Source organism: Streptomyces sp. NPDC005775 (genome assembly GCF_042871565.1).
Taxonomy (GTDB): Bacteria; Actinomycetota; Actinomycetes; order Streptomycetales; family Streptomycetaceae; genus Streptomyces.
In genome coordinates this window covers 286,883-306,371 of the sequence record NZ_JBIAIU010000005.1, presented here as the reverse complement: position 1 = coordinate 306,371, position 19,489 = coordinate 286,883, and the positions used below count along the sequence as shown (strand labels likewise).

Here is a 19,489-nt window from a genome sequence, read left to right as displayed (position 1 = left end):
CGAGCATTCCGGCCGCGGCCACCAGCGGGCTAGCGATACTCTGCCGACTTATGTCGCCAACCCGCCGCACGCTCCACGGGCCGGCCCGGGTGCCGCTCGCGCACCAGGAACGCATCGGGCGCCACCGTCACCTGGAGCACCAGCTCGTCTGCCCGTCCCGCGGGGTGCTGGAGGTGTCCACCCCGCTCGGGGTCTGGGCGGTGCCGCCGCACCGGGCGGTGTGGATCCCGGCCGGCGTGGTCCACGCCCACCTGGCCCATGGGCCCACGGAGTTGCGGGCGCTCTCCTTCGCCCCCGCGGACAACCCGCTGCGGCTCGACCGGCCGACGGTGCTGGCCGTCACCCCGCTGCTGCGGGAGGTCGTGGCCTGCCTGACGGACGACACGGAGCCGCCCGGGGACGCGCGGCAGCGGCGGAACCTGGAGCGGGTCGCGCTCGACCAGCTGCGCCGGGTCGAGCCGCTGGGGGTCTGCCTGCCGTCGCCGGCCGACGCGCGGCTGCGGGACATCGCCCGGATCCTGCGGGACGATCCGGCGGACGGGCGGACCCTCAGCGAGCTGGGCGCCGCCGTCGGAGCGGCCTCCCGCACCCTGAGCAGGCTGTTCCGCGCGGAGACCGGGATGTCGTTCCCGCAGTGGCGCACCCAGTCGCGGCTGCACCACGCGCTGACGCTCCTGGCGTCGGGCGGATCGGTCACCGCGGTCGCGGTGGCGTGCGGCTACAGCGGGCCGAGCGCGTTCATCCAGTCCTTCCGGCACGCCTTCGGCACCACGCCCGGCTCCTATGCCTCGGGCGCCACGCCCGGGTCTCACACCTCGGGCGGCACGGGCGGCATCGGCGGGGCGTAGTGGCCGAGGAACATGTCCACGCCGTGGGTGATCTGCCGGTCGGTGGCGTCGTCGTCGATCGTCGTGCCGTACGAGCCGAAGACCAGGTGCGGGAAGACCAGCAGGGCGTACAGCTGGATGATCGCCGTCTCCAGGTCGGGGATGACCGGGCGGCCGCGGCCGGCCAGTTCGCGCAGGGCGTCGGCGACGGCGGAAGCCCGAAACCGGGGGCGCGACGCCGGTGCACTGAACCGGCGGTACGGCGGGCGGTCTGCGGATGCGCGGGGGGTGCGGCCGTCCGACGATGAAGGGCCGGGCAGTCGGGCGGCCCGCGCCCTGCCCCAGGAGGTTGTCTTGTTGGCCGATGCGCACGCCGACATCCCGTCACCGCTGGACGTCGTAGCGCTCGCCGCCCTGCTCGACGGCACCACGGCCGGGGTGGGCGTCATGGACACCCGGCTGCGCTACCTGTACGTGAACCCGGCACTCGAACGGCTCAACGGCCTCCCGGCCGCCGCGCACCTGGGCCGTACGGCCTCCGAGGTGCTTCCCGAGGCCGACGCCCGCGAGGACCTGATGCGCGCCGTCCTCGCCGACGGCCGGGCCCGCGAGATCGCCTCCAGCGGCCGGACCCCCGCCGCGTCCGGCACCGCCACGCGGTACTGGCACGGCGTCTACCACCGGCTGGAGGTGGCCGGCCGGGTCGTGGGCGTCGCCGGGATCGTGATGGAGGTCATGGCGTCCGACGAGGACCAGCGCCGGCTCGCCCAGGCGCAGCGCCACCTGAGCCTCCTGGACAGTGCGAGCGCCCGGATCGGCACCACCCTCGACATGGACACCACCTGCGCCGAACTGGTCGACCTCGTCGTCCCGGGGCTCGCGGACTTCGCCACCGTCGAGGTCTTCCCGCCGGACGTCGCCCCACCGGTGCGCCCGGCACCGCCCGGGGTCGTCCGGCTGCGGCGCGCCGCGGCCACGTCGGTGCCGGGACTGCGTGAACGGGTGGCCGAGTTCGGCGGGCCGGGCGACTACATCGACTACCAGGAGGGCGCGGCCGTACCGCGCTGCCTGGCCACCAACCAGCCCGTCGTCGAGAACCGCACCACCGACGAGCAGCTCGGCCGCTCCGCGCCCTCCCCGGAGCGGGTCGCCGCCTACCGGGCCGTCGGGATGCATTCGGCGCTCATCGTGCCGGTCGCCGTGCGCGGCGGCCCGATCGGCATCCTCGGCCTGGTCAGGGCCGGGGACTCGCCCGTGTTCACGGACGAGGACGTGGTGGTGGCCCGGGAGCTCGCCGGGAGGGCCGCCGTCGACCTCGACCACGCGCGCCGCTTCACCCACGAGCACACCATCGCCCTGGAACTCCAGCGTTCCCTGCTCTCCGAGCCGCGTCCGCCGCACCCGCACATCGAGATCGCCACCCGTTACCTGCCGGCCGACCGGAGCGTGCTGGTCGGCGGCGACTGGTTCGACGTCATCCCGCTGCCCGACGGCCGCCACCTCAAGGCGATGGGCGATGTGATGGGGCACGGCGTCGAGGCGGCTGTCGCGATGAGCCACTACCGCTCGCTGCTGCGGCTGCTGGCCGACGAGGAACTGCCGCCGCACCGCATCCTGGAGCAGCTCGACCGGATGGTGGAGCGCTCGGGGCTCGACCGGGCGGCGACCTGTCTGCTCGCCGTGGTCGACCGGTCCGGCGGGGTCTGCGAGGTGTCGAGCGCCGGTCATCTGCCGCCGGTGCTCATCGACCCCGGCCCGGCCGGGACGTGGCTGGCCGACGTGCGGGCCGGTCCGCCGCTCGGCACCGGATTGGGCGGCTACCGGACGACGAGGGTGGACTGCGGTCCGGGAACGGTCCTGTTCATGTACACCGACGGACTGGTGGAGCGGCGGGGCGAGGACATCGACGTGTCCGTCGGCCGGCTGGCGGAGCTGGCCCTGCCGGAGAGCGGCGATCTGGAGGAGCTGCTGGACGCGGTGCTCGACCGGTTCGGCCCGGGCGCCGAGGACGACATCGCGGTGATGGCCTCCCGGTCGCGGCAGGCCCCGGGCCGCACGGGACCGCGATCCTCCCGGACGGCACGGTGATCCCCCGACCGCCGTGGATCGTCCGGCCGCGCGAGGAGTGCGAGCCGCTCCGCGGCCGGGTCCTGGAGCGGCTGGGCGCTGCCCGGCGGCAGGGCCCGTCGGCCGTCACCCCAGTTCGAGGCTGGTGATACCGAACAGCCCGGCGTGATCGACGTCCGGCACCGGGCCCGTGTACATGCGGGCCGTCTCGAACGACGGGGTGAGCCCCAGCTCTTCGGCCAGCCGCACCGCCGCCGGATTCACGTCGGGTACGTCCACGGCGACGGGCGCGGCCGGATCGGTGGCCGCGAGCGCGCTCACCAGGGCCCGGGCGATCTCCGGCGTCGCCGCGTACAGCGGGCCGATGCGCGAGGACGTCCGGCAGGCACGCGAGACGGCGAGCCCCGCGACCTCGCCCTCGGACAGCGCGACCAGCGCGGTGCGTCCGGGCGTGGCCGTCCACGCCGCGAGGAAGCTGTCCCGCTCCTCGGGGAAGAACCGGCGGTCGTACGCGGTGACCTGGCCGAAGGGCAGTGTGCGGGCGTCCACCAGGGTGATGCCGGGCGGCGGCGCGAGGTCGACCGGGACGAGCCCCTCGTACCGCAGGTTCGTCCAGGCCGGACGGAAGCCGGACCTGCGGTAGTTGGGCTGCTGCTCGACCACTCCGTCGAGCCCGGTGTTCCGCCCCGTCAGCCGGGCCGTCCCGGTGGCCCAGAGCCGGCTTCCGTAGCCCTGTCCGCGCAGTTCCGGTCGGGTCAGGTAGAAACCGAGGAACCCGAAGCCGGCACCGTAGCGGACCACGGAGACACAGGAGGCGGGCACCCCGTCGAGGCGGCCGATCAGGAAGCCGCACGGGTCGGCGGCGAAGAACGCCTGACCGTCGGTCAGCCCGGGGTTCCAGCCCTCGGCGTGGGCCCAGTCCGCCATCATCCTGATGTCGTCCGCGCTTGCTGTGGTGATCTCGAAAGTCGGCACGGCTCCAGCTTGGCCCCCGCGCACCGCCCGTTCAATGACGCCGGGCCCTCGGCTCAGCCCAGCAGGAACGCGCCCGCCGTCGCGGCGCCCAGGGCCGCGCCCGCCGTGACCTGGCCCACCGTGTGGTAGCCGAGTGCCACCCGCGACCAGCACACCGCGGCCGTCATCACGTAGCCGAGGAGCCACCACGGCGAGTGCACGGCCGCGAGCAGCGCGACCACGGCCGAGGCGACCGAGGCGTCCACCGAGATCTTCCACACCGTGTTGACGGCCAGCAGGACGACGGTCATCACCCAGAGCCCGAGCATCGTGGTCAGGATGCCGGAGGGGGCGCCGCCCAGCACCATGACCGCCGAACCGATGCCGATGGAGCCCAGGATCACGAGGAAGATCGGGGCCCGCTTGGTCCGGTCGACGACATGCCGGTCGCCCCAGGTGCCGCGCCCGCGCTCCCACTCGATGTAGCCGGCCGGGACGAGCCCCGCGCACAGGGCGCCGAGCAGCCCCCAGAGCAGCCCGGTCCAGTGGCCCGCCGCCGCGAGACCGATGGCGAGCATGCCGGCCAGCAGGACGTTGCGGGGCTGGAAGACGTCGGTCACGGTGCGCGCGGTGGACGTGCCGGTCCCGTGGGTGGTGCTCGTGCTCATGCCTGCTGCTCCTGCTCCTGCTCCTGGACCGTCGCGGCCGCTGCGGTGGACTCGAGGACCTGCCGGGCCCGCTCCGGTGTGACCGTGCGGTACGCCGCCGCCACTCTGACCAGCCAGGCGACCTCGCCGTCCTGGTCGGTGGCGTGCTGGGTGCCGACCGCGGCGGCGTCGCCCGCCGGTGCCCCGGCGCTCCGGGCCGCGAGCGCCGCCTTGATCCAGTAGGCGTCGGCCAGCGGGCCCGCCCGCTCCCGGTCGACGCCCCCGTCCGCGGCGGCGGCCTCGGCGGCCGGCAGCAGCGCGTCGGGCACGTAGTGGCGCAGCTTCTCCACCGCGTCGGCGATGTCCGCGGCCCACCGGTCGACCCGCAGATCGGCCGGGGTCCCGAAGCGGGTCAGCTCGCGCAGCAGCGGCGCCGGAGGGTCGAAGGGCTGGTCGGGGAAGGCCGCCATCAGCTCGTACCAGAGTGCGTGCAGCTTCACCTGGGCCCGCCAGAGCTTCGTCCGCCGGCGGACGTTGCTCAGCGCGGGGATGGACGCGCCGACCGCGAAGAAGGCGAACAGCACCACCTGCGCGGCCTCGGTGATCTCGTCGAACCGCAGCGCGAAGGCCTCGCCGGGCCGGTCGACGACGCTGACCCAGAGGAACAGCGTCCGGCTGACGGTGTAGCCGACGCCGATGAACATGGCGAACGTCATCATCCCGAGGCCCACCCGCAGATGGCGTCGCCCGGCGCTCGCCGTGGCGAGCGCCCACTGGTAGGCGCAGACGGCGGAGGCGGCACCGAGGTAGAGGTAGAACACGCTCATGTAGAGCGTCGCGCCCCACTGCCCGGCATGGTCGGCGACGAAGCGGTCCGACGGAGTGGAGCGGTCGACGACGGTGAAGAACAGCACCGTCAGCAGCACGAGCGTGGCGACGGAGGCCTTCGCCGCGACCTGCTGGACCAGCCGCGCGAACCGTACGTGGCGCGGGACGTCCCCCGCGGCGGGGTACTGGCCGTAGATCGCGACGATGTAGCTGAGAATGGCCAGAATCGCGACCGTCGCCGTGTAGTGCTTGATGAGCACCGAGAGGTCGGTGACCGGGCTGTCGTTGAGCCCGACGCGCACGGCCCGGGTCTTGGTCCACAGCGCGGCGGCGAATCCGGCGTAACAGCCCCACAGGGCCCGGCGGCGCCGGTCCTCCTCGTCGCCCCACAGGGCGGCCGGCATGCGCCACACGGCGACGGCTGTCATCAGGCCGGCTATCAGGTAGCCGGCGACGTCGAGCGGGGTCACGGGAGAAGTCCTTGTGGTGGGGGGATCGGGGGACACGCGGGAACGCGGTGCTACGGACGGCGGAACAGGCCGCGGCGGCGGTGGGCGACCGGGCGCGAGAGCGAGTTGGCGAGCCGCCCCACCATGTCATCGCTCGTCACGTCCCTCGCCATACGGGGGATGAGCGAGGCACCCAATTCGGCCATGCGTTCGTCATGGGTTTCGTACTGGGCGCGGGCCTGCACGGCGTCGGGGCGCTCCAGCGCGTCCGGGCCGACGACCCGGGCGATCAGGGAGGTGTCGAAGACGGGTAGCAGCCGCCGCAGCTGCTCCGCGTCCAGCGAGGTGCCGTGGTCGAACCACTCGTGGCACAGCTCGTGCAGGATGACGTGCTGGGTCTGGTAGGCGGTGGGGCGCCGGCGGTAGAGCACGAAGCTGGTCCCGCCGGCCTTCAGCCGCAGCCCGCAGGCAGCGTTGACGCGGGCCAGCCGGTCGGGCATCTCGTGCAGCACGAGGGTGCGGCCGCGGGCCGCCTCCATGTTCGCCACCAGCCCCTCGACGGAGAAGGGGGAGGGGAGCGGGAGGCCGGCCAGCCCGTCCTCGCACTCCTTCAGCAGTTCGCGCATGGACACCGCGCTAACCCCGTGGTCCGCCGTCGGCCGGTGGCTCCCGGTCCTTGGCGTCCTTCAGCAGGGCGAGCGCGAACCGCAGCAGTTCCGGCGGCAGCCCGTCCTCGTCCAGACCCCGCCCGGCCAGCCCGCTGATCTCGCCGGTGCGCCGCTTCGCCAGGAACTGCAGCCCCGCGACGACGTCGTCGACGACCTCGGACTCCTCCTTGAAGAAGCGCCAGTCCACGCCGAAGCCGATGCCGAGCGCCTTGAGGATGTCCTCGGACGGCTGGGTCACCTTGCCGGCCAGGATGTTCGAGAAGTAGCTGTGGGAGAGAGACCCGCCGCGCTCCTTGACCAGGTCGGCGAAGACCCGGCCCGAGATCTTGCGGCCGGGGAAGGTCTTCTCGACCATGTACTCGACCTTCTGCCGCAGCGTTCGCAGCTCCGGCGCGCGCTCTTCGCCGCTGTCCATCCGGCCCCCACGTTCACGTCCACCGCCCGGGCGTCTGTCCGGCTCCGCGCGGTGCTCGATTCGGTCAACGGGCTCGTACTGTAACGAACCCCGAGGAGGCGCCCGCCGACCGGGAGTCCCGGTGGCACACCGTAAGGGGATGAAGTGGAGCATCTCACTCCGGTGTCCGGAGTGGGCTTGCGCAAACACTCTACGTCACTGTTAACTCGAAAAAACATGGGCAGGGGACCACGAGGGGAGTCCCTTGCCCGTGAGAACGCGTGCGCGGACCCGCCCGTACGGGAAGGCCGGCAGCGCACAGGGGTGTAGCCCTTCACGACGGGGGATGCGTGAAGGGCTACACCAGCATTATGACCCCTGGTCAGGCAGTCATCAACTGACCGGCCGGTCAGCCTTCTTGCGCAGGCGCCCGGCCGCCCTCCCGGGGAGTATCCGGACGAGGGCCCCCGCGGAGGTGCGGCGGGCGCCTGGGCGCCGGCCCGGGCCAGATAAATTCCCCCGTCCGGCCAGGGAAATCTGTCACGACTATGCTAGACACGATGGCTCGCACAGTGAGAGTTACTCGTTCCGTCAACGAAGTCAGCGACACGCGGCAGGTGCACATGCCCCCCGAAACCCCTCCGCATGCCACCGACCGTCTCGACGACGACGACTACCCCGCCTACACCATGGGCCGCGCCGCGGAGATGATCGGCGCCACGCCCGGATTCCTCCGTGCGATCGGTGAAGCGCGGCTGATCACCCCCCTGCGGTCGGAGGGCGGCCACCGCCGCTACTCCCGCTACCAGCTCCGCATCGCGGCCCGCGCCCGCGAGCTGGTCGACGGCGGGACGCCGGTCGACGCCGCGTGCCGCATCGTGATCCTGGAGGACCAGCTCGAAGAGGCGCTCCGGCTGAACGAGCAGCTGCGCCGGCCCGCGGACCGCGACACGCCCTAGGGTCTGTCGTCAAACTGCCGTCTGCCGAGCGACGCCATGCACGCACTCTCGCCGCACCGGCCCCAGACCCCGGTACGTCCAGTACAGGGGCCCGGGGCCGGCACGCCGAGAGCACGCGCCTGACGCCGCGCGGCCGCCCTTCGGGCGACGACGGCAGTTTGACGACACGCCCTAGCTTCTCCCCTTCGCGAGCGCCGTGCTGCCCCGCTCGATCAGCCGGGGCAGCGGCACCTGAACGGTGCGCGCCGCCCCGCCGTCGAGCAGCGCCGTCAGCTCCCGCGCCGCGAGCCGGCCGAAGGCGACCGTGTCCCGGGACAGTGCCGTGAGCCACGGCGCGGTGAGCCGGCACAGCGCGGAGTCCTCCCAGGAGACGACCGAGACATCGCCCGGGACCTGGAGGTCGAGGCCCGCCGTGACCGCCACCCCGGCCGCGGCCATCACGTCGTTGTCGTAGATGAGGGCGGTCGGCGGGTGGGGCTGTTCCAGTACCCGGCGGGTGACGGCCGCGCCCTCCGTGTCGGAGTAGTCCGTGGTCACCGAGTGGGCCTCGGTCAGGCCGCGGCGGTCGGCCTCGACGCGCAGGGAGCGGATGCGCCGGTCGGTGTGCGCGAGCGAGGGCAGGCCGGCGATGTGCACGATGCGCCGGTGGCCCAGTTCGTGCAGCCGGCCGACGATGGCGGCCATGGCTCCCGCGTCGTCGGCGCGCACCTGCGAGAGGCCGGGGTGGGGGCCGGTGTCGGTGCCGGGGAGGGCCCCGATGACGACGCCGTGCAGACCCAGTTCGTCCAGCAGGGCGACGCGGGGGTCGTCGGTGCGGGGGTCGACGACGAGCACCCCGTCGACCCGGTGCTCGGCCCACCAGCGCCGGTAGACGGCGCATTCGGCCGCCACGTCCTCCACCACCTGGAAGAGCAGGCCGAGTTGGCGCTCGGCGAGGACCTCCTGAATGCCGGAGATCAGCTGGAGGAAGAACGAGTCCACGCCCAGGTTGGCCGCCGGCCGTGCGACGACGAGCCCCACGGTGGCCGAGCCCTCGCCCGACAGTGCGCGGGCGGCGGTGCTCGGGCGCCAGCCCAACTGCTCGGCCACCCGCCGGACTCGGTCGCGGGTGATGTCCGAGACGCCCGGGCGGTCGTTGAGCGCGAAGGAGACGGCGCTCTCCGAGACCCCGGCCCGCTGGGCGATGTCCTTCATCGTCGGCCGGCGCGCGGGTACGCGTCTGGCCGTCGAAGTGTCCCCGGCCGGCGGCCGCTTCGGTGTCACCCGGTGCCTCTTTTCCTGCGTTCCCTGTGGCGCTCGTCGGACGTCGGGTTCGCTCGCCCCCGGGGGCATCGTAAGCGTTCCCGCCCCATTGGTCGAGCGATGTGCCAAGGCAACTAAAGCGCTTGAGTCGAACGTACCTAAAGCGCATTAGTCATTGATCTTGAATGTACTCCATCACCGGTTTGACCTGCGTATATGTCGTTGAGCGATGCTAACTTTTCGTGAATGTATTGACTTTCGTCCAGGCGCATTGCAGGGTCTGCTGGGCGAACGCAGCCGACGGGTCCCGCACCCCGGTTCGCCGTCCGCACGCCTGGTCCGAGCAAAGGAGCCGTTCACCGTGCGCATCTCCCGCAGGGCAGTCGTCACTGCCGCTGTCCTCGCCACCGTCCTGCCGTTGAGTGCGTGTGGCGGTGAGTCCGGATCGGGCTCGTCCGACGCGTCCGGCAAGGTCGAAGGCAAGATCACCTTCCAGACCTGGAACCTGCAGGCGAACTTCAAGGACTACTTCAACGGTGTGATCGCGGGCTTCGAGAAGAAGTACCCGGGCACCGAGGTCAAGTGGGTGGACCGGCCCGGCGAGGGCTACGCGGACAAGATCAGCGCGGACGCGGCCGGCGGCACCCTGCCGGACGTCGTCAACGTGTCGCCGGACCTGGTGGCGCCGCTGGCCAGGGCGGGCCTCGCGCTGGACCTCGACAAGGCGGCGCCGCAGTACCGCAAGGAGTACCTGGACGGCGCCTGGAAGGCCCATCAGATACCGGGCACCGAGGGGACGTACGCCTTCCCCTGGTACCTCAACACCGGGCCGATGTTCTACAACAAGAGGCTGTTCAAGGACGCCGGACTCGACCCGGAGAAGCCCCCGACCACCTACGACCAGGTCTTCGCGGACGGCCTGGAGCTGGCCGGGAAGAGCAACGGCAAGGTCGCCACGCTCGCCAACGTCCCCACCATCGAGGACTTCGGCCGTTACGGCGGGCAGCTGATGAACAAGGAAGGCACGGCCTTCGCCTTCAACGACGCCAAGGGTGGCGAACTCCTGACGCACTACAAGGAGTTGTACGACGCCAAGGCGCTCGACGCGCAGGCGCTGACCGCGACCCCCGAGTCCTCCGGCCACAAGTTCCTCACCGAGTCCGTGGCGATGAACCCCGGCAGCGCGCTGGACCTGGCCAACTTCAAGAAGCAGGCTCCGAGCCTCTACAAGAACATCGGGATCACCGACCAGGTCAGCAGTACCGGCAAGGCCAACATGTACGTCATGGGCCTCATGGTGAACGCGCAGACCAAGCAGAAGCCCGCCGCCGTGGCCTTCGCCCACTACGTGACCGACGCGGCCCGGCAGATGGACTTCGCCAAGCAGGTCGCCATCTTCCCGAGCACCGCGGGATCGCTCGACGACCCGTACTTCACGAAGGAGGACGGCACGGACGAGACCCGCGTACGGGTCGCCGCCGCCAAGTCCCTGAAGACGGCCGTCAATTACACGCCGGTGCTGTTCAGCGAGCAGATGAAGACCGAACTGCGCAACCAGATCGCCAAGGCGCTGCAAGGGAAGCAGAGCCCCAAGGAAGCCCTTGACAACGCTGTCAAGGCCTGCGACCGGCTGTTGCAGCAGAGCTGAGGCGCCCGGAGCCTCTCGTACGGATCATGCCGGGCGCGCGGGGCCCGGCCCGCACTCCCCCGAGGCCCCGGCTTCGTCCGCGCGGAGGGCCTCCGCCTTGCGGCCGCACGCACCGGACCCGCGCCCTGATCCGGCCTGATCCCAACGAAAGGACCCAGTGAACTCCCCCGCCCCCAGCCCCGCGAAGTCCCGCACCGGGGCCGCCCGCACCGGAGCCCCGGCGAGTACGGGCCCCGGCGCGGCCGGTGCGGCGGCCCGGCGCCACCGCCCCGGCAACCGCCGGCCCGCCGGCCGGATCAGTCGCCATCTGCCGCTCAGTCCCTGGCTGTTCGCGGCGCCCGGGCTCATCGTGGTCGGCGCCTTCAGCCTCTTCCCGTTCTTCAGCACCCTGGTCAACGCCTTCACGGACCGACGCACCCTGATCCCGGGGAAGTTCGTCGGCCTGGCGAACTTCCAGGAGCTGCTGCACGACGAGATGTTCTGGATCGGGCTGCGCAACAGCGCGCTGTACGTCCTCGGCGTCGTGCCCGCCCTCGTCATCCTGCCGCTGCTGCTGGCGATGCTCGTCCAGCGGCACATCCCCGGCATCTCCTTCTTCCGCTCGGCCTTCTACACGCCGGTGGTCGCCTCGATCGTCGTCGTCGGACTGATCTGGGTCTGGATGCTCGACGACCGCGGCCTGATCAACGCCCTCCTGGAAGCTGTGGGCATCGGCAAGGTCGGCTTCCTCAGCGACCAGTGGCTGCTGCTGGGCAGCGCGATGACGGTCACGGTCTGGAAGGGCCTCGGCTACTACATGATCATTTACCTGGCCGCGCTGGCGAACGTACCGCGGGAGCTGCACGAGGCCGCGTCCGTGGACGGCGCCGGAGTCGTACGCCGCTTCTTCACCGTCACCGTGCCCGCCATCCGCTCCACGATGGTGCTGGTCGCGGCACTGTCCTCGGTCTCCGCCTTCAAGGTCTTCTCCGAGGTCTATCTGATGGCCGGCCCCTCCGGCGGCCCGGCGGGCGAGGACACCACCCTGGTGATGCTCGTCCAGCGGGTCGGCACCGGCCTGACCGGGCGGGTCGGTTACGCCTCCGCCATCTCGGTCGTCATCTTCGTCGTCACCGTCGGCCTGATGCTGCTGGTGCTCCGCGCCGACCGGAAGGAGGACGCGTGAGCTTCCTGAAGACCACCGACGCCGAAGGGCGCCGCATCGCGCCCTGGCAGCTCGTCCTGCGCTACGTGCTCCTGCTCGCGGTGCTCGTCCTGACCGTAGGACCGTTCCTGTGGCAGCTCTCGACGTCACTGAAGGGACCGAACGAGGACATCTTCAGCTCCCCGCCGAAGTTCTTCCCCAGTGACCCGACCCTGGACAACTACAGCAGGGTCGCCGACACCATCCCGGTGTGGGAGTACGCGTTCAACTCGCTGAAGGTCGCCGCGGCCAACGTGGTCACCAACTGCGTGGGCGCCGCACTGGCGGGCTACGCGCTGGCCCGGCTGCGCTACCGGGGCCGCAGGGCCGCGACGCTGGCGTTCATCCTCGCCATGCTCGTACCCGTGGAGGGCATCATCATCGCCCAGTTCACCACCATGCGTGACCTGGGCCTGAACAACACCCTGCTCGGCGTGCTGCTGCCCGGATCGATCGGGGCGATGAACGTCCTGCTGATGCGCAACGCCTTCCTGAACCTCCCCGAGGAGGTGGAGGAAGCGGCGTTCGTGGACGGTGCCAACGTCTGGCAGCGGTTCCTGCGGATCGCGCTGCCCTCGGTCAAGGGCACCCTCGCCGTCGTCGCGATCTTCGCGTTCATGGGCTCGTGGGACGACTTCCTGTGGCCGCTCATCGTCCTCAGCGACCCGGAGAACTTCACCCTGACCATCGGGCTGAACTATCTGCACGGCACGTTCGCGAACGACGAACGGCTCGTCGCCGCGGGCACGATCATCGCCGTGCTCCCGCTCATCGTGCTCTTCGCCGGTCTCCAGCGCTTCTTCTTCCGGGGTGTCGGCGAAGGCGCCGTCAAGGGCTGACCGATCCCCGCCTCCCCCCGCACCACAGAACCAGGACCGTGTTCCGTATGAGCTCCTCCCCCTTGCGTTTCGGCGCCAACTACACGCCCAGCGAAGGCTGGTTCCACCACTGGCTGGACTTCGACCTCGACTCCGTACGTGCCGACCTGGACTCGATCGCCGGTCTCGGCCTCGACCACATCAGGGTGTTCCCGCTCTGGCCGCTCTTCCAGCCCAACCGCACCCTGATCCGCCCGCGCGCCGTCGAGCAGCTCGTCCAGCTCGCCGACGCCGCCGCCGAGCGCGGGCTCGACGTCAGCGTGGACGGGTTGCAGGGGCACCTGTCGAGCTTCGACTTCCTGCCCGCGTGGACCGGCACCTGGCACCGGCGCAACCTCTTCACCGACCCCGACGTGGTCGCCGGCCAGGCCGAGTACCTGCGCACGCTGGCCGCCGCCCTCGCCGACCGCCCCCACTTCATCGGGATGACGCTGGGCAACGAGATCAACCAGTTCTCCGGCGACCCGCACCCCGACCCGGACCGCATCACCCCCGAGCAGGCGGGCGCCTGGCTGACCAGGATGCTGGACGCCTGCGAGGAGGGGGCGCCCGGCAAGCTCCATCTGCACGCCGAGTACGACGCCGCCTGGTACCAGGACGACCACGCCTTCACCCCCGCGCACGCCGCCCGGCTGGGCGCCGTCACCGCCGTGCACTCCTGGGTCTTCAACGGCACCGCCCAGCGCCACGGCCGCACCGGCACGGCCACCGAGCACCACGCCGCCTACCTGATCGAACTCTCCAAGGCCTGGGCGCTGGACGCGCACCGGCCGGTCTGGCTCCAGGAGGTCGGAGCGCCCGCCCCGCTGATCCCCGCCGAGCACGCCGCCGCGTTCACCGAGGCGACCGTCGAGAACGCCCTGGACTGCGAGGACGTGTGGGGCGTCACCTGGTGGTGCTCGCACGACGTGTCCCGCTCGCTGGCCGACTTCCCCGAACTCGAGTACAGCCTCGGCCTGCTGACCAACGACCGGCAGGTCAAACCGGCCGGCCGGTCCATCGCCCGGATCATCGAGGAGCACCGCGGCCGGACCCGCCGCCCCGCTCCCCGGACCACGGCCGTCGTCGTCGACACGGGCGACGACCTGACCGCGCCCCACCGCTCGGTGTGCGCCCCCGGCGGCCCCGTCTTCGAGGCCTTCGCCCGGCTCTCCGCCGACGGGGTCCGCCCCACGGCCGTCCTCGCGAGCAACGCCGACGACGCCCGGCACCTCGCCGCACGCGGCATCACCGAGGTAGTCACTCCGGAGCAGGTCCGATGACCACGCGACGGTAGGCCACCACCCCCCACGCCCGACCTGCACAGCACCGGAATCGCACCTCACCCGATACGGAGCACACCATGAACCAGCCCCGGCCGCGCCAGGCCGCTCCCAGCCGCCGCACCGTCGTCCTCGCGGGCGCGGGAACGGCTGCCGCCCTCCTGACTCCGGCCTTCACCGGATCGGCCGCGGCCGCCACCGCCGGCGCACCTCCTGGGCGGGGGGCGCTCCAGCCCTTCGCCTCCTACTGGTTCCCCGACTCGCTGCCCCCCGGCGCCCCGGGCGACGGAGTCACCTGGCGCAGCCTGAAGGCATGGCGGCCCGAGAGCGACCCCGACCTGCCGTTCAACACCGCGACCGTTCCGCTCGCCGACCGCTTCACCCCGGTCCCGGTGAACACCACGGCCCGCACCGACCAGGCCCGCATCTCCTCCCTCGTGGCCTTCGGCAACACCGCCGGCAACCCGTCCCAGGGCTCCGCCACCGCCGATTACTACGCGCTGAACCACTGGGCGTACATCGACGAACTCGTCTTCTGGGGCGGCTCGGCCGGGGAGGGCCTGGTCCTCGCGCCCAACGCCCCGGTCGTGGACGCGGCGCACCGCAACGGCGTACCCGTCCTCGGCACCGTGTTCCTGCCGCCCGTGCACCACGGCGGCGATCTGCGGTGGACCCGCGACCTCGTGCAGCGTGACGGCGCGGGACGTTTCCCGCTGGCCGCGAAGCTCGTGGAGGTGGCTGTCGCCCACGGGTTCGACGGCTGGTTCATCAACGCGGAGACGGAGGGCGGGGACGCGGCGCTCGGCGCCGAGATGCTCGCCTTCGTCACCGCTCTGCGCGAGCGCGGCGACGCCGCGGGACTGCGCATCACGTGGTACGACGCCATGACGGTGCGGGGTGAGGTCGGCTGGCAGGGGGCCCTGAACGCCGAGAACACGGCGCTGTTCGAGGAAGCGGACTCGATGTTCGTGGACTTCCGCTGGACCCCGGACACGCTCACCGCCTCCGGAGCGACCGCCGAGTCCGTCGACCGGAGCCGCTACGACCTGTGGGCGGGCGTCGACGTCGAGTCGACCGGCTGGAACAGGGCCGTCGACTGGGACGCGATCATCCCCGCCGACGGCCCGCACACCCTCTCGTACGGCTTCTACCGGCCCGAGTGGACCCGCGGCCATCTCCCGGAGGGCCGGACCCCCGCTCAGTTCCACGCCGCGGACCAGCGGTTCTGGACCGGGCAGTCCCTCGACCCGGCACGGCCCGACCGCACGGACAGCTGGCGTGCCCCCGCCACGGCGGTGGCCGACCGCTCGACCGTCGACCGCCTGCCGTTCGCCACCACGTTCAACACCGGCCACGGACTGCGGTGGTACGAGAACGGCCGGGTGGTCTCGGACACCGAGTGGAACCACCTCGGGCTCCAGGACCGGCTGCCCGGCCGCCGCTGGGTCGTCCGTACCGACGGCCGGGCCCCCTCCGTCGGCTTCGACTTCGCCGACGCCTGGCGCGGCGGCAGCAGCCTCCTGGTCGACGGCGACCTCGACGCCCCGGTCACCGTCGAGCTGTACGGCACCCGGCTGCCGCTCTCCCGGCGCACCGTCGTCGAGCTCACCCACCGCACCGACGAGGGATCGGCACCGGTCACCGTCGAACTGGCCGTCGCCCTGCACGAGCCCGACCGGCCGGGTGACCCGATCGCGTACACCTACGTCCCGGCCGGCGAACTGCGGGCGGGCGGCACCGGCTGGTCCACCGCCACCCTCCGGCTGAACTCCCTCTCCGGGACCGTCCGCGCGCTGGGCGTACGCCTCACGGCGAGCGGCCCCGTGCGCTGGCGGCTCGGCGCCGTGGCCGTACGGGACGGGGCGGACACCCCCTCCGCGCCGAGCGGTCTGCGCATCACCGGCACGGCCGCCACGACCGGGGGCGCCGACCTGCGCTTCCGATGGCACCGGGCCCCCGTCGCCCCACGCCACTACGAACTGCACCGGATCCTCCCCGACGGCACCCGGCGCTTCCTCGGCGGTACGTCCGGCACCGCCTTCTTCGCGCCGGGCATCCGGCGGGAACCGGGCGAAAGGACCGCTCGTTTCCAGGTCAGGGCCGTTGGCGAGCTCTACACGACATCGGGCGCCGCCTCCACCGCGCACCGCTGGTAAGTACCGCAAGCACCCCCCACCCGCACCCACCTCACAACGGAGCCACCCTCATGCACGACGACCGCAGCCTGGTCGAAGCCCGCCTGAAGCGCGTCCTCGACGAGCGCATCCGGCCGGCCGTATACCCGGAATCCGTCCCGCTGGACGTCGCCGTCTGGAACGCGCCGGGCGAGCCCGTGCCCGTGGCGGAGGGCCTCGCCGGTGCGACCGAGCCGATCGCGGTCGGCGACCGGTGGGGCGCTCCGTGGGGCACCTGCTGGTTCCGGGTCTCCGGTACGGTCCCCGAGGCCTGGGCGGGCCGGACCGTCGAGGCGCTGCTCGACCTCGGCTTCGACGAGAACATGCCGGGCTTCCAGTGCGAGGGCCTGGTCTACCGCCCCGACGGCACCCCGGTGAAGGGTCTCAACCCGCGCAACCAGTGGGTGCGCGTGGGTGCTCCGGCGGCCGGCGGCGAGGAGGTGCTGCTCCACATCGAGGCGGCGTCCAACCCGGTCATCCTGGACTACCACCCCTTCCTGCCGACCCAGCTGGGTGACAAGGAGACCGCGGGTGACGAGCCGCAGTACACCCTCGCCCGGATGGACCTCGCCGTCTTCGACGAGCACGTGTGGAACCTCGTCCAGGACCTGGAGGTGCTGGGTGAGCTGATGCAGGAGCTGCCCGTCGACGGCGCCCGGCGCTGGGACGTCCTGCGCGCCATCGGCCGCGCCCTGGACGCGGTCGACCTCCAGGACGTGAACGGCACCGCGGCCGCCGCCCGCGCGCAGCTCACCGAGGTCCTCGCGACGCCCGCGCAGCCGTCCGCGCACCGCATCAGCGCCGTGGGGCACGCGCACATCGACTCCGCCTGGCTGTGGCCGCTGCGCGAGACGGTGCGCAAGGTCGCGCGTACGACGTCCAACATGACCGCGCTCCTGGAGGACGAGCCCGACTTCGTCTTCGCGATGTCGCAGGCCCAGCAGTTCGCCTGGATCAAGGAGCACCGCCCCGAGGTCTACGCCAAGGTCAAGAAGGCCGTGGCCGAGGGACGGTTCGTGCCGTCCGGCGGGATGTGGGTCGAGTCCGACACGAACATGCCCGGCTCCGAGGCGATGGCCCGCCAGTTCGTGCACGGCAAGCGCTTCTTCCTCGACGAGTTCGGCATCGAGAACGACGAGGCGTGGCTGCCCGACACCTTCGGCTTCGCGGCCGGTCTGCCGCAGATCATCAAGGCCGCGGGCTCCAAGTGGCTGCTCACGCAGAAGATCTCGTGGAGCCAGACCAACAAGTTCCCGCACCACACCTTCCAGTGGGAGGGCATCGACGGCACCCGGATCTTCACGCACTTCCCGCCCGTCGACACGTACAACTGCTCGATGAAGGGCAGCGAGATCGCCCACGCGGCGAAGAACTTCAAGGACAAGGGCGTCGCCCGGCACTCCCTCGCCCCGACCGGCTGGGGCGACGGCGGCGGCGGCACCACCCGCGAGATGATCGCCAAGGCCGCCAGGATGCGCAGTCTGGAGGGCTCGGCGACCGTGACGTGGGAGACCCCCACCGACTTCTTCACCAAGGCGGAGGCGGAGTACCCGAACGCCCCGGTGTGGGTCGGCGAGCTCTACCTGGAGCTGCACCGCGCCACGCTGACCAGCCAGGCGAAGACGAAGCAGGGCAACCGCCGCAGCGAACACCTGCTGCGGGAGGCCGAGCTGTGGGCCGCCACCGCCGCGGTGCGGACCGGTTCCGCCTACCCGTACGAGCAGCTGGACCGGATCTGGAAGACGGTGCTGCTGCACCAGTTCCACGACATCCTCCCCGGCTCGTCGATCGCCTGGGTGCACCGCGAGGCGGAGAAGACCTACGCGGCCGTCGCCGAGGAGCTGAACGGCATCATCGACACCGCGCAGCGGGCCCTGGCCGGTGACGCCGCGACGGGCGAGGTCCTCGTCTTCAACTCCGCGCCGCACGCGCGCGGCGGCGTCGGCGCCGGTGCGGCGGCGGCCGTCCCCGCCGGCAACCCCTCGGCCCCCGCCCCGCGCGAGGGCGGCGGCTACGTGCTGGACAACGGACTGCTGCGGGTGGAGATCGACGCCCGCGGGCTGGTCGTCTCGGCGTACGACATCGGCGCGGAGCGCGAGACGGTCGCACCGGGCCAGGCCGCGAACCTGCTGCAGATCCACCCCGACTTCCCGAACATGTGGGACGCGTGGGACGTGGACGAGTTCTACCGCAACACCGTCACCGACCTCACGGACCTCGACGAGCTCACCCCCGTCGAGGCCGACGGCGCCGCCCGCGTACGGATCGTCCGCGGCTTCGGCGACTCGAAGGTCACCCAGTTGCTGACCCTGGCGCCGGGCACCAAGCGGCTCGACATCGACACCGAGGTCGACTGGCACGAGACGGAGAAGTTCCTCAAGGCGGCGTTCCCCCTGGACGTCCACGCCGAGCGCTACGCCTCCGAGACGCAGTTCGGGCACTTCTACCGGGCCACCCACACCAACACCAGCTGGGAGGCCGCCAAGTTCGAGGCCTGCAACCACCGCTTCGTCCACCTGGAGGAGCCGGGCTGGGGCGTCGCGCTCGTCAACGACTCGACGTACGGCCACGACGTGACCCGTACGGTCCGCGACGCCGACGCCGGTACCACCACCACCGTGCGGGTCTCGCTGCTGCGCGCCCCCCGCTTCCCCGACCCGGAGACCGACCAGGGCGTGCACCGCTTCCGGCACGCGCTCGTCCCCGGTGCGGCGATCGGGGACGCGGTCCGCGAGGGCTTCCGCATCAACCTGCCGGAGCGCCGGGTCACCGGTGAGCGGGAGGTGGCCCCGCTGGTGGCCGTCGACAACGACGCGGTCGTCATGAGCGCGGTCAAGCTGGCGGACGACGCGAGCGGTGACCTCGTGGTGCGCCTCTACGAGTCCACGGGCGGACGCGCCAGGGTGCGTCTCGCCACCGGGTTCGAGGCCGCCGGCGTCACGGTGTGCGATCTGCTGGAGCGGCCGCTGTCCGACGCGCTGGTTCCGGAACTCCACGACAACGGGGTGGAGTTGGCGCTCCGGCCGTTCGAGCTGGTGACGCTGAGGTTCACGCGCGGCTGACCCGTGCGCCCTCCCTCCGGTTCCGGGCCGGGGGGAGGGCGCGAGGCGCCGTAGCACGGAGCGACGAATATCTATAGCCGCAAGCACAGAATTCTGTGCAATGTCCGGTGAAGGTTTATGACGCGCCGGGCGGAGTGTAATTACTTGCCGCGCCCGCTCGCATTCATTGTGCTACTGTAGATCTCAGTTGCAGTTGTGGTTCCCAAAGACTCCAAGTGCTCTCCTCGGCTAAATGGGCCGGTGGGTG

At 71.8% G+C, this 19,489-nt stretch carries 16 protein-coding genes; 9 read left to right on the top strand and 7 right to left on the bottom strand.

The features are described 5' to 3' along the window. Nucleotides 1–50 precede the first annotated feature (50 nt). The gene (locus ACFYPA_RS14890; protein WP_359080976.1) at nt 51–848 is read left to right on the top strand and encodes a helix-turn-helix transcriptional regulator; all 798 of its coding nucleotides are present in this window, start codon (nt 51–53) and stop codon (nt 846–848) included. Here ACFYPA_RS14890 and ACFYPA_RS14885 read toward each other — a convergent pair. After that, nucleotides 809–1,207, bottom strand: a complete 399-nt coding sequence (locus tag ACFYPA_RS14885) for a TetR/AcrR family transcriptional regulator C-terminal domain-containing protein (protein ID WP_359080974.1) — start codon at nt 1,205–1,207, stop codon at nt 809–811. The two genes, ACFYPA_RS14890 and ACFYPA_RS14885, sit on opposite strands and share 40 nt — an antisense overlap. On the opposite strand from ACFYPA_RS14885, the gene ACFYPA_RS14880 reads away from it, so the two are divergent. Beyond that, nucleotides 1,182–2,915 (top strand): SpoIIE family protein phosphatase, encoded by a 1,734-nt coding sequence (locus ACFYPA_RS14880; protein ID WP_359080972.1) that lies wholly within the window; start codon nt 1,182–1,184, stop codon nt 2,913–2,915. The genes ACFYPA_RS14885 and ACFYPA_RS14880 overlap by 26 nt on opposite strands. Nucleotides 2,916–3,020: 105 nt before the next feature. Here the strand turns inward: ACFYPA_RS14880 and ACFYPA_RS14875 are convergent, their stop codons facing one another. From ACFYPA_RS14875 to ACFYPA_RS14855, 5 genes are read right to left on the bottom strand one after another with little or no spacing between them, the layout of a single operon-like run. Next, a complete protein-coding gene (locus ACFYPA_RS14875; RefSeq protein ID WP_359312731.1) occupies nt 3,021–3,869 on the bottom strand; it encodes a GNAT family N-acetyltransferase in 849 nt (282 codons plus the stop codon). A gap of 53 nt (nt 3,870–3,922) precedes the next feature. Beyond that, nucleotides 3,923–4,516 carry a hypothetical protein gene (locus ACFYPA_RS14870; protein WP_389132024.1) on the bottom strand — a complete coding sequence of 198 codons (594 nt, stop codon included), beginning with the start codon at nt 4,514–4,516 and terminating at the stop codon, nt 3,923–3,925. After that, nucleotides 4,513–5,793 carry an MAB_1171c family putative transporter gene (locus tag ACFYPA_RS14865; protein WP_359080966.1) on the bottom strand — a complete coding sequence of 427 codons (1,281 nt, stop codon included), beginning with the start codon at nt 5,791–5,793 and terminating at the stop codon, nt 4,513–4,515. The genes ACFYPA_RS14870 and ACFYPA_RS14865 overlap by 4 nt, the downstream gene beginning before the upstream one ends. A 50-nt stretch (nt 5,794–5,843) precedes the next feature. Then, nucleotides 5,844–6,404: a toxin gene (locus tag ACFYPA_RS14860; RefSeq protein ID WP_359080964.1), complete on the bottom strand. Its 561-nt coding sequence runs from the start codon at nt 6,402–6,404 to the stop codon at nt 5,844–5,846. A gap of 4 nt (nt 6,405–6,408) precedes the next feature. After that, entirely contained in the window at nt 6,409–6,855 is a 447-nt protein-coding gene (locus ACFYPA_RS14855) for a hypothetical protein (protein WP_359080962.1), read from the bottom strand. Nucleotides 6,856–7,457: 602 nt separating this feature from the next. Between ACFYPA_RS14855 and ACFYPA_RS14850 the strand changes: the two genes are divergently transcribed. Continuing rightward, nucleotides 7,458–7,793: a MerR family transcriptional regulator gene (locus ACFYPA_RS14850; RefSeq protein WP_359080960.1), complete on the top strand. Its 336-nt coding sequence runs from the start codon at nt 7,458–7,460 to the stop codon at nt 7,791–7,793. A gap of 171 nt (nt 7,794–7,964) precedes the next feature. Here ACFYPA_RS14850 and ACFYPA_RS14845 read toward each other — a convergent pair whose 3' ends face one another. Then, nucleotides 7,965–8,987: a LacI family DNA-binding transcriptional regulator gene (locus ACFYPA_RS14845; RefSeq protein WP_389132144.1), complete on the bottom strand. Its 1,023-nt coding sequence runs from the start codon at nt 8,985–8,987 to the stop codon at nt 7,965–7,967. Between the two features lie 409 nt (nt 8,988–9,396). On the opposite strand from ACFYPA_RS14845, the gene ACFYPA_RS14840 reads away from it, so the two are divergent. From ACFYPA_RS14840 to ACFYPA_RS14815, 6 genes are all read left to right on the top strand, one after another. Continuing rightward, entirely contained in the window at nt 9,397–10,683 is a 1,287-nt protein-coding gene (locus ACFYPA_RS14840; RefSeq protein WP_389132019.1) for an ABC transporter substrate-binding protein, read from the top strand. A gap of 295 nt (nt 10,684–10,978) precedes the next feature. Beyond that, nucleotides 10,979–11,848, top strand: coding sequence for a sugar ABC transporter permease (locus tag ACFYPA_RS14835; RefSeq protein ID WP_359081098.1), 870 nt, complete (start codon nt 10,979–10,981; stop codon nt 11,846–11,848). Then, entirely contained in the window at nt 11,845–12,705 is an 861-nt protein-coding gene (locus ACFYPA_RS14830) for a carbohydrate ABC transporter permease (protein ID WP_359080956.1), read from the top strand. Before ACFYPA_RS14835 ends, ACFYPA_RS14830 begins: the two co-directional genes overlap by 4 nt. A gap of 47 nt (nt 12,706–12,752) precedes the next feature. Next, nucleotides 12,753–14,006, top strand: a complete 1,254-nt coding sequence (locus ACFYPA_RS14825) for a glycosyl hydrolase (RefSeq protein ID WP_389132016.1) — start codon at nt 12,753–12,755, stop codon at nt 14,004–14,006. Between the two features lie 80 nt (nt 14,007–14,086). Further along, nucleotides 14,087–16,162, top strand: coding sequence for an endo-beta-N-acetylglucosaminidase (locus tag ACFYPA_RS14820; RefSeq protein ID WP_389132013.1), 2,076 nt, complete (start codon nt 14,087–14,089; stop codon nt 16,160–16,162). 50 nt (nt 16,163–16,212) lie between these two features. Then, nucleotides 16,213–19,242 carry a glycoside hydrolase family 38 C-terminal domain-containing protein gene (locus ACFYPA_RS14815; RefSeq protein WP_359351242.1) on the top strand — a complete coding sequence of 1,010 codons (3,030 nt, stop codon included), beginning with the start codon at nt 16,213–16,215 and terminating at the stop codon, nt 19,240–19,242. Nucleotides 19,243–19,489: the final 247 nt, after the last annotated feature.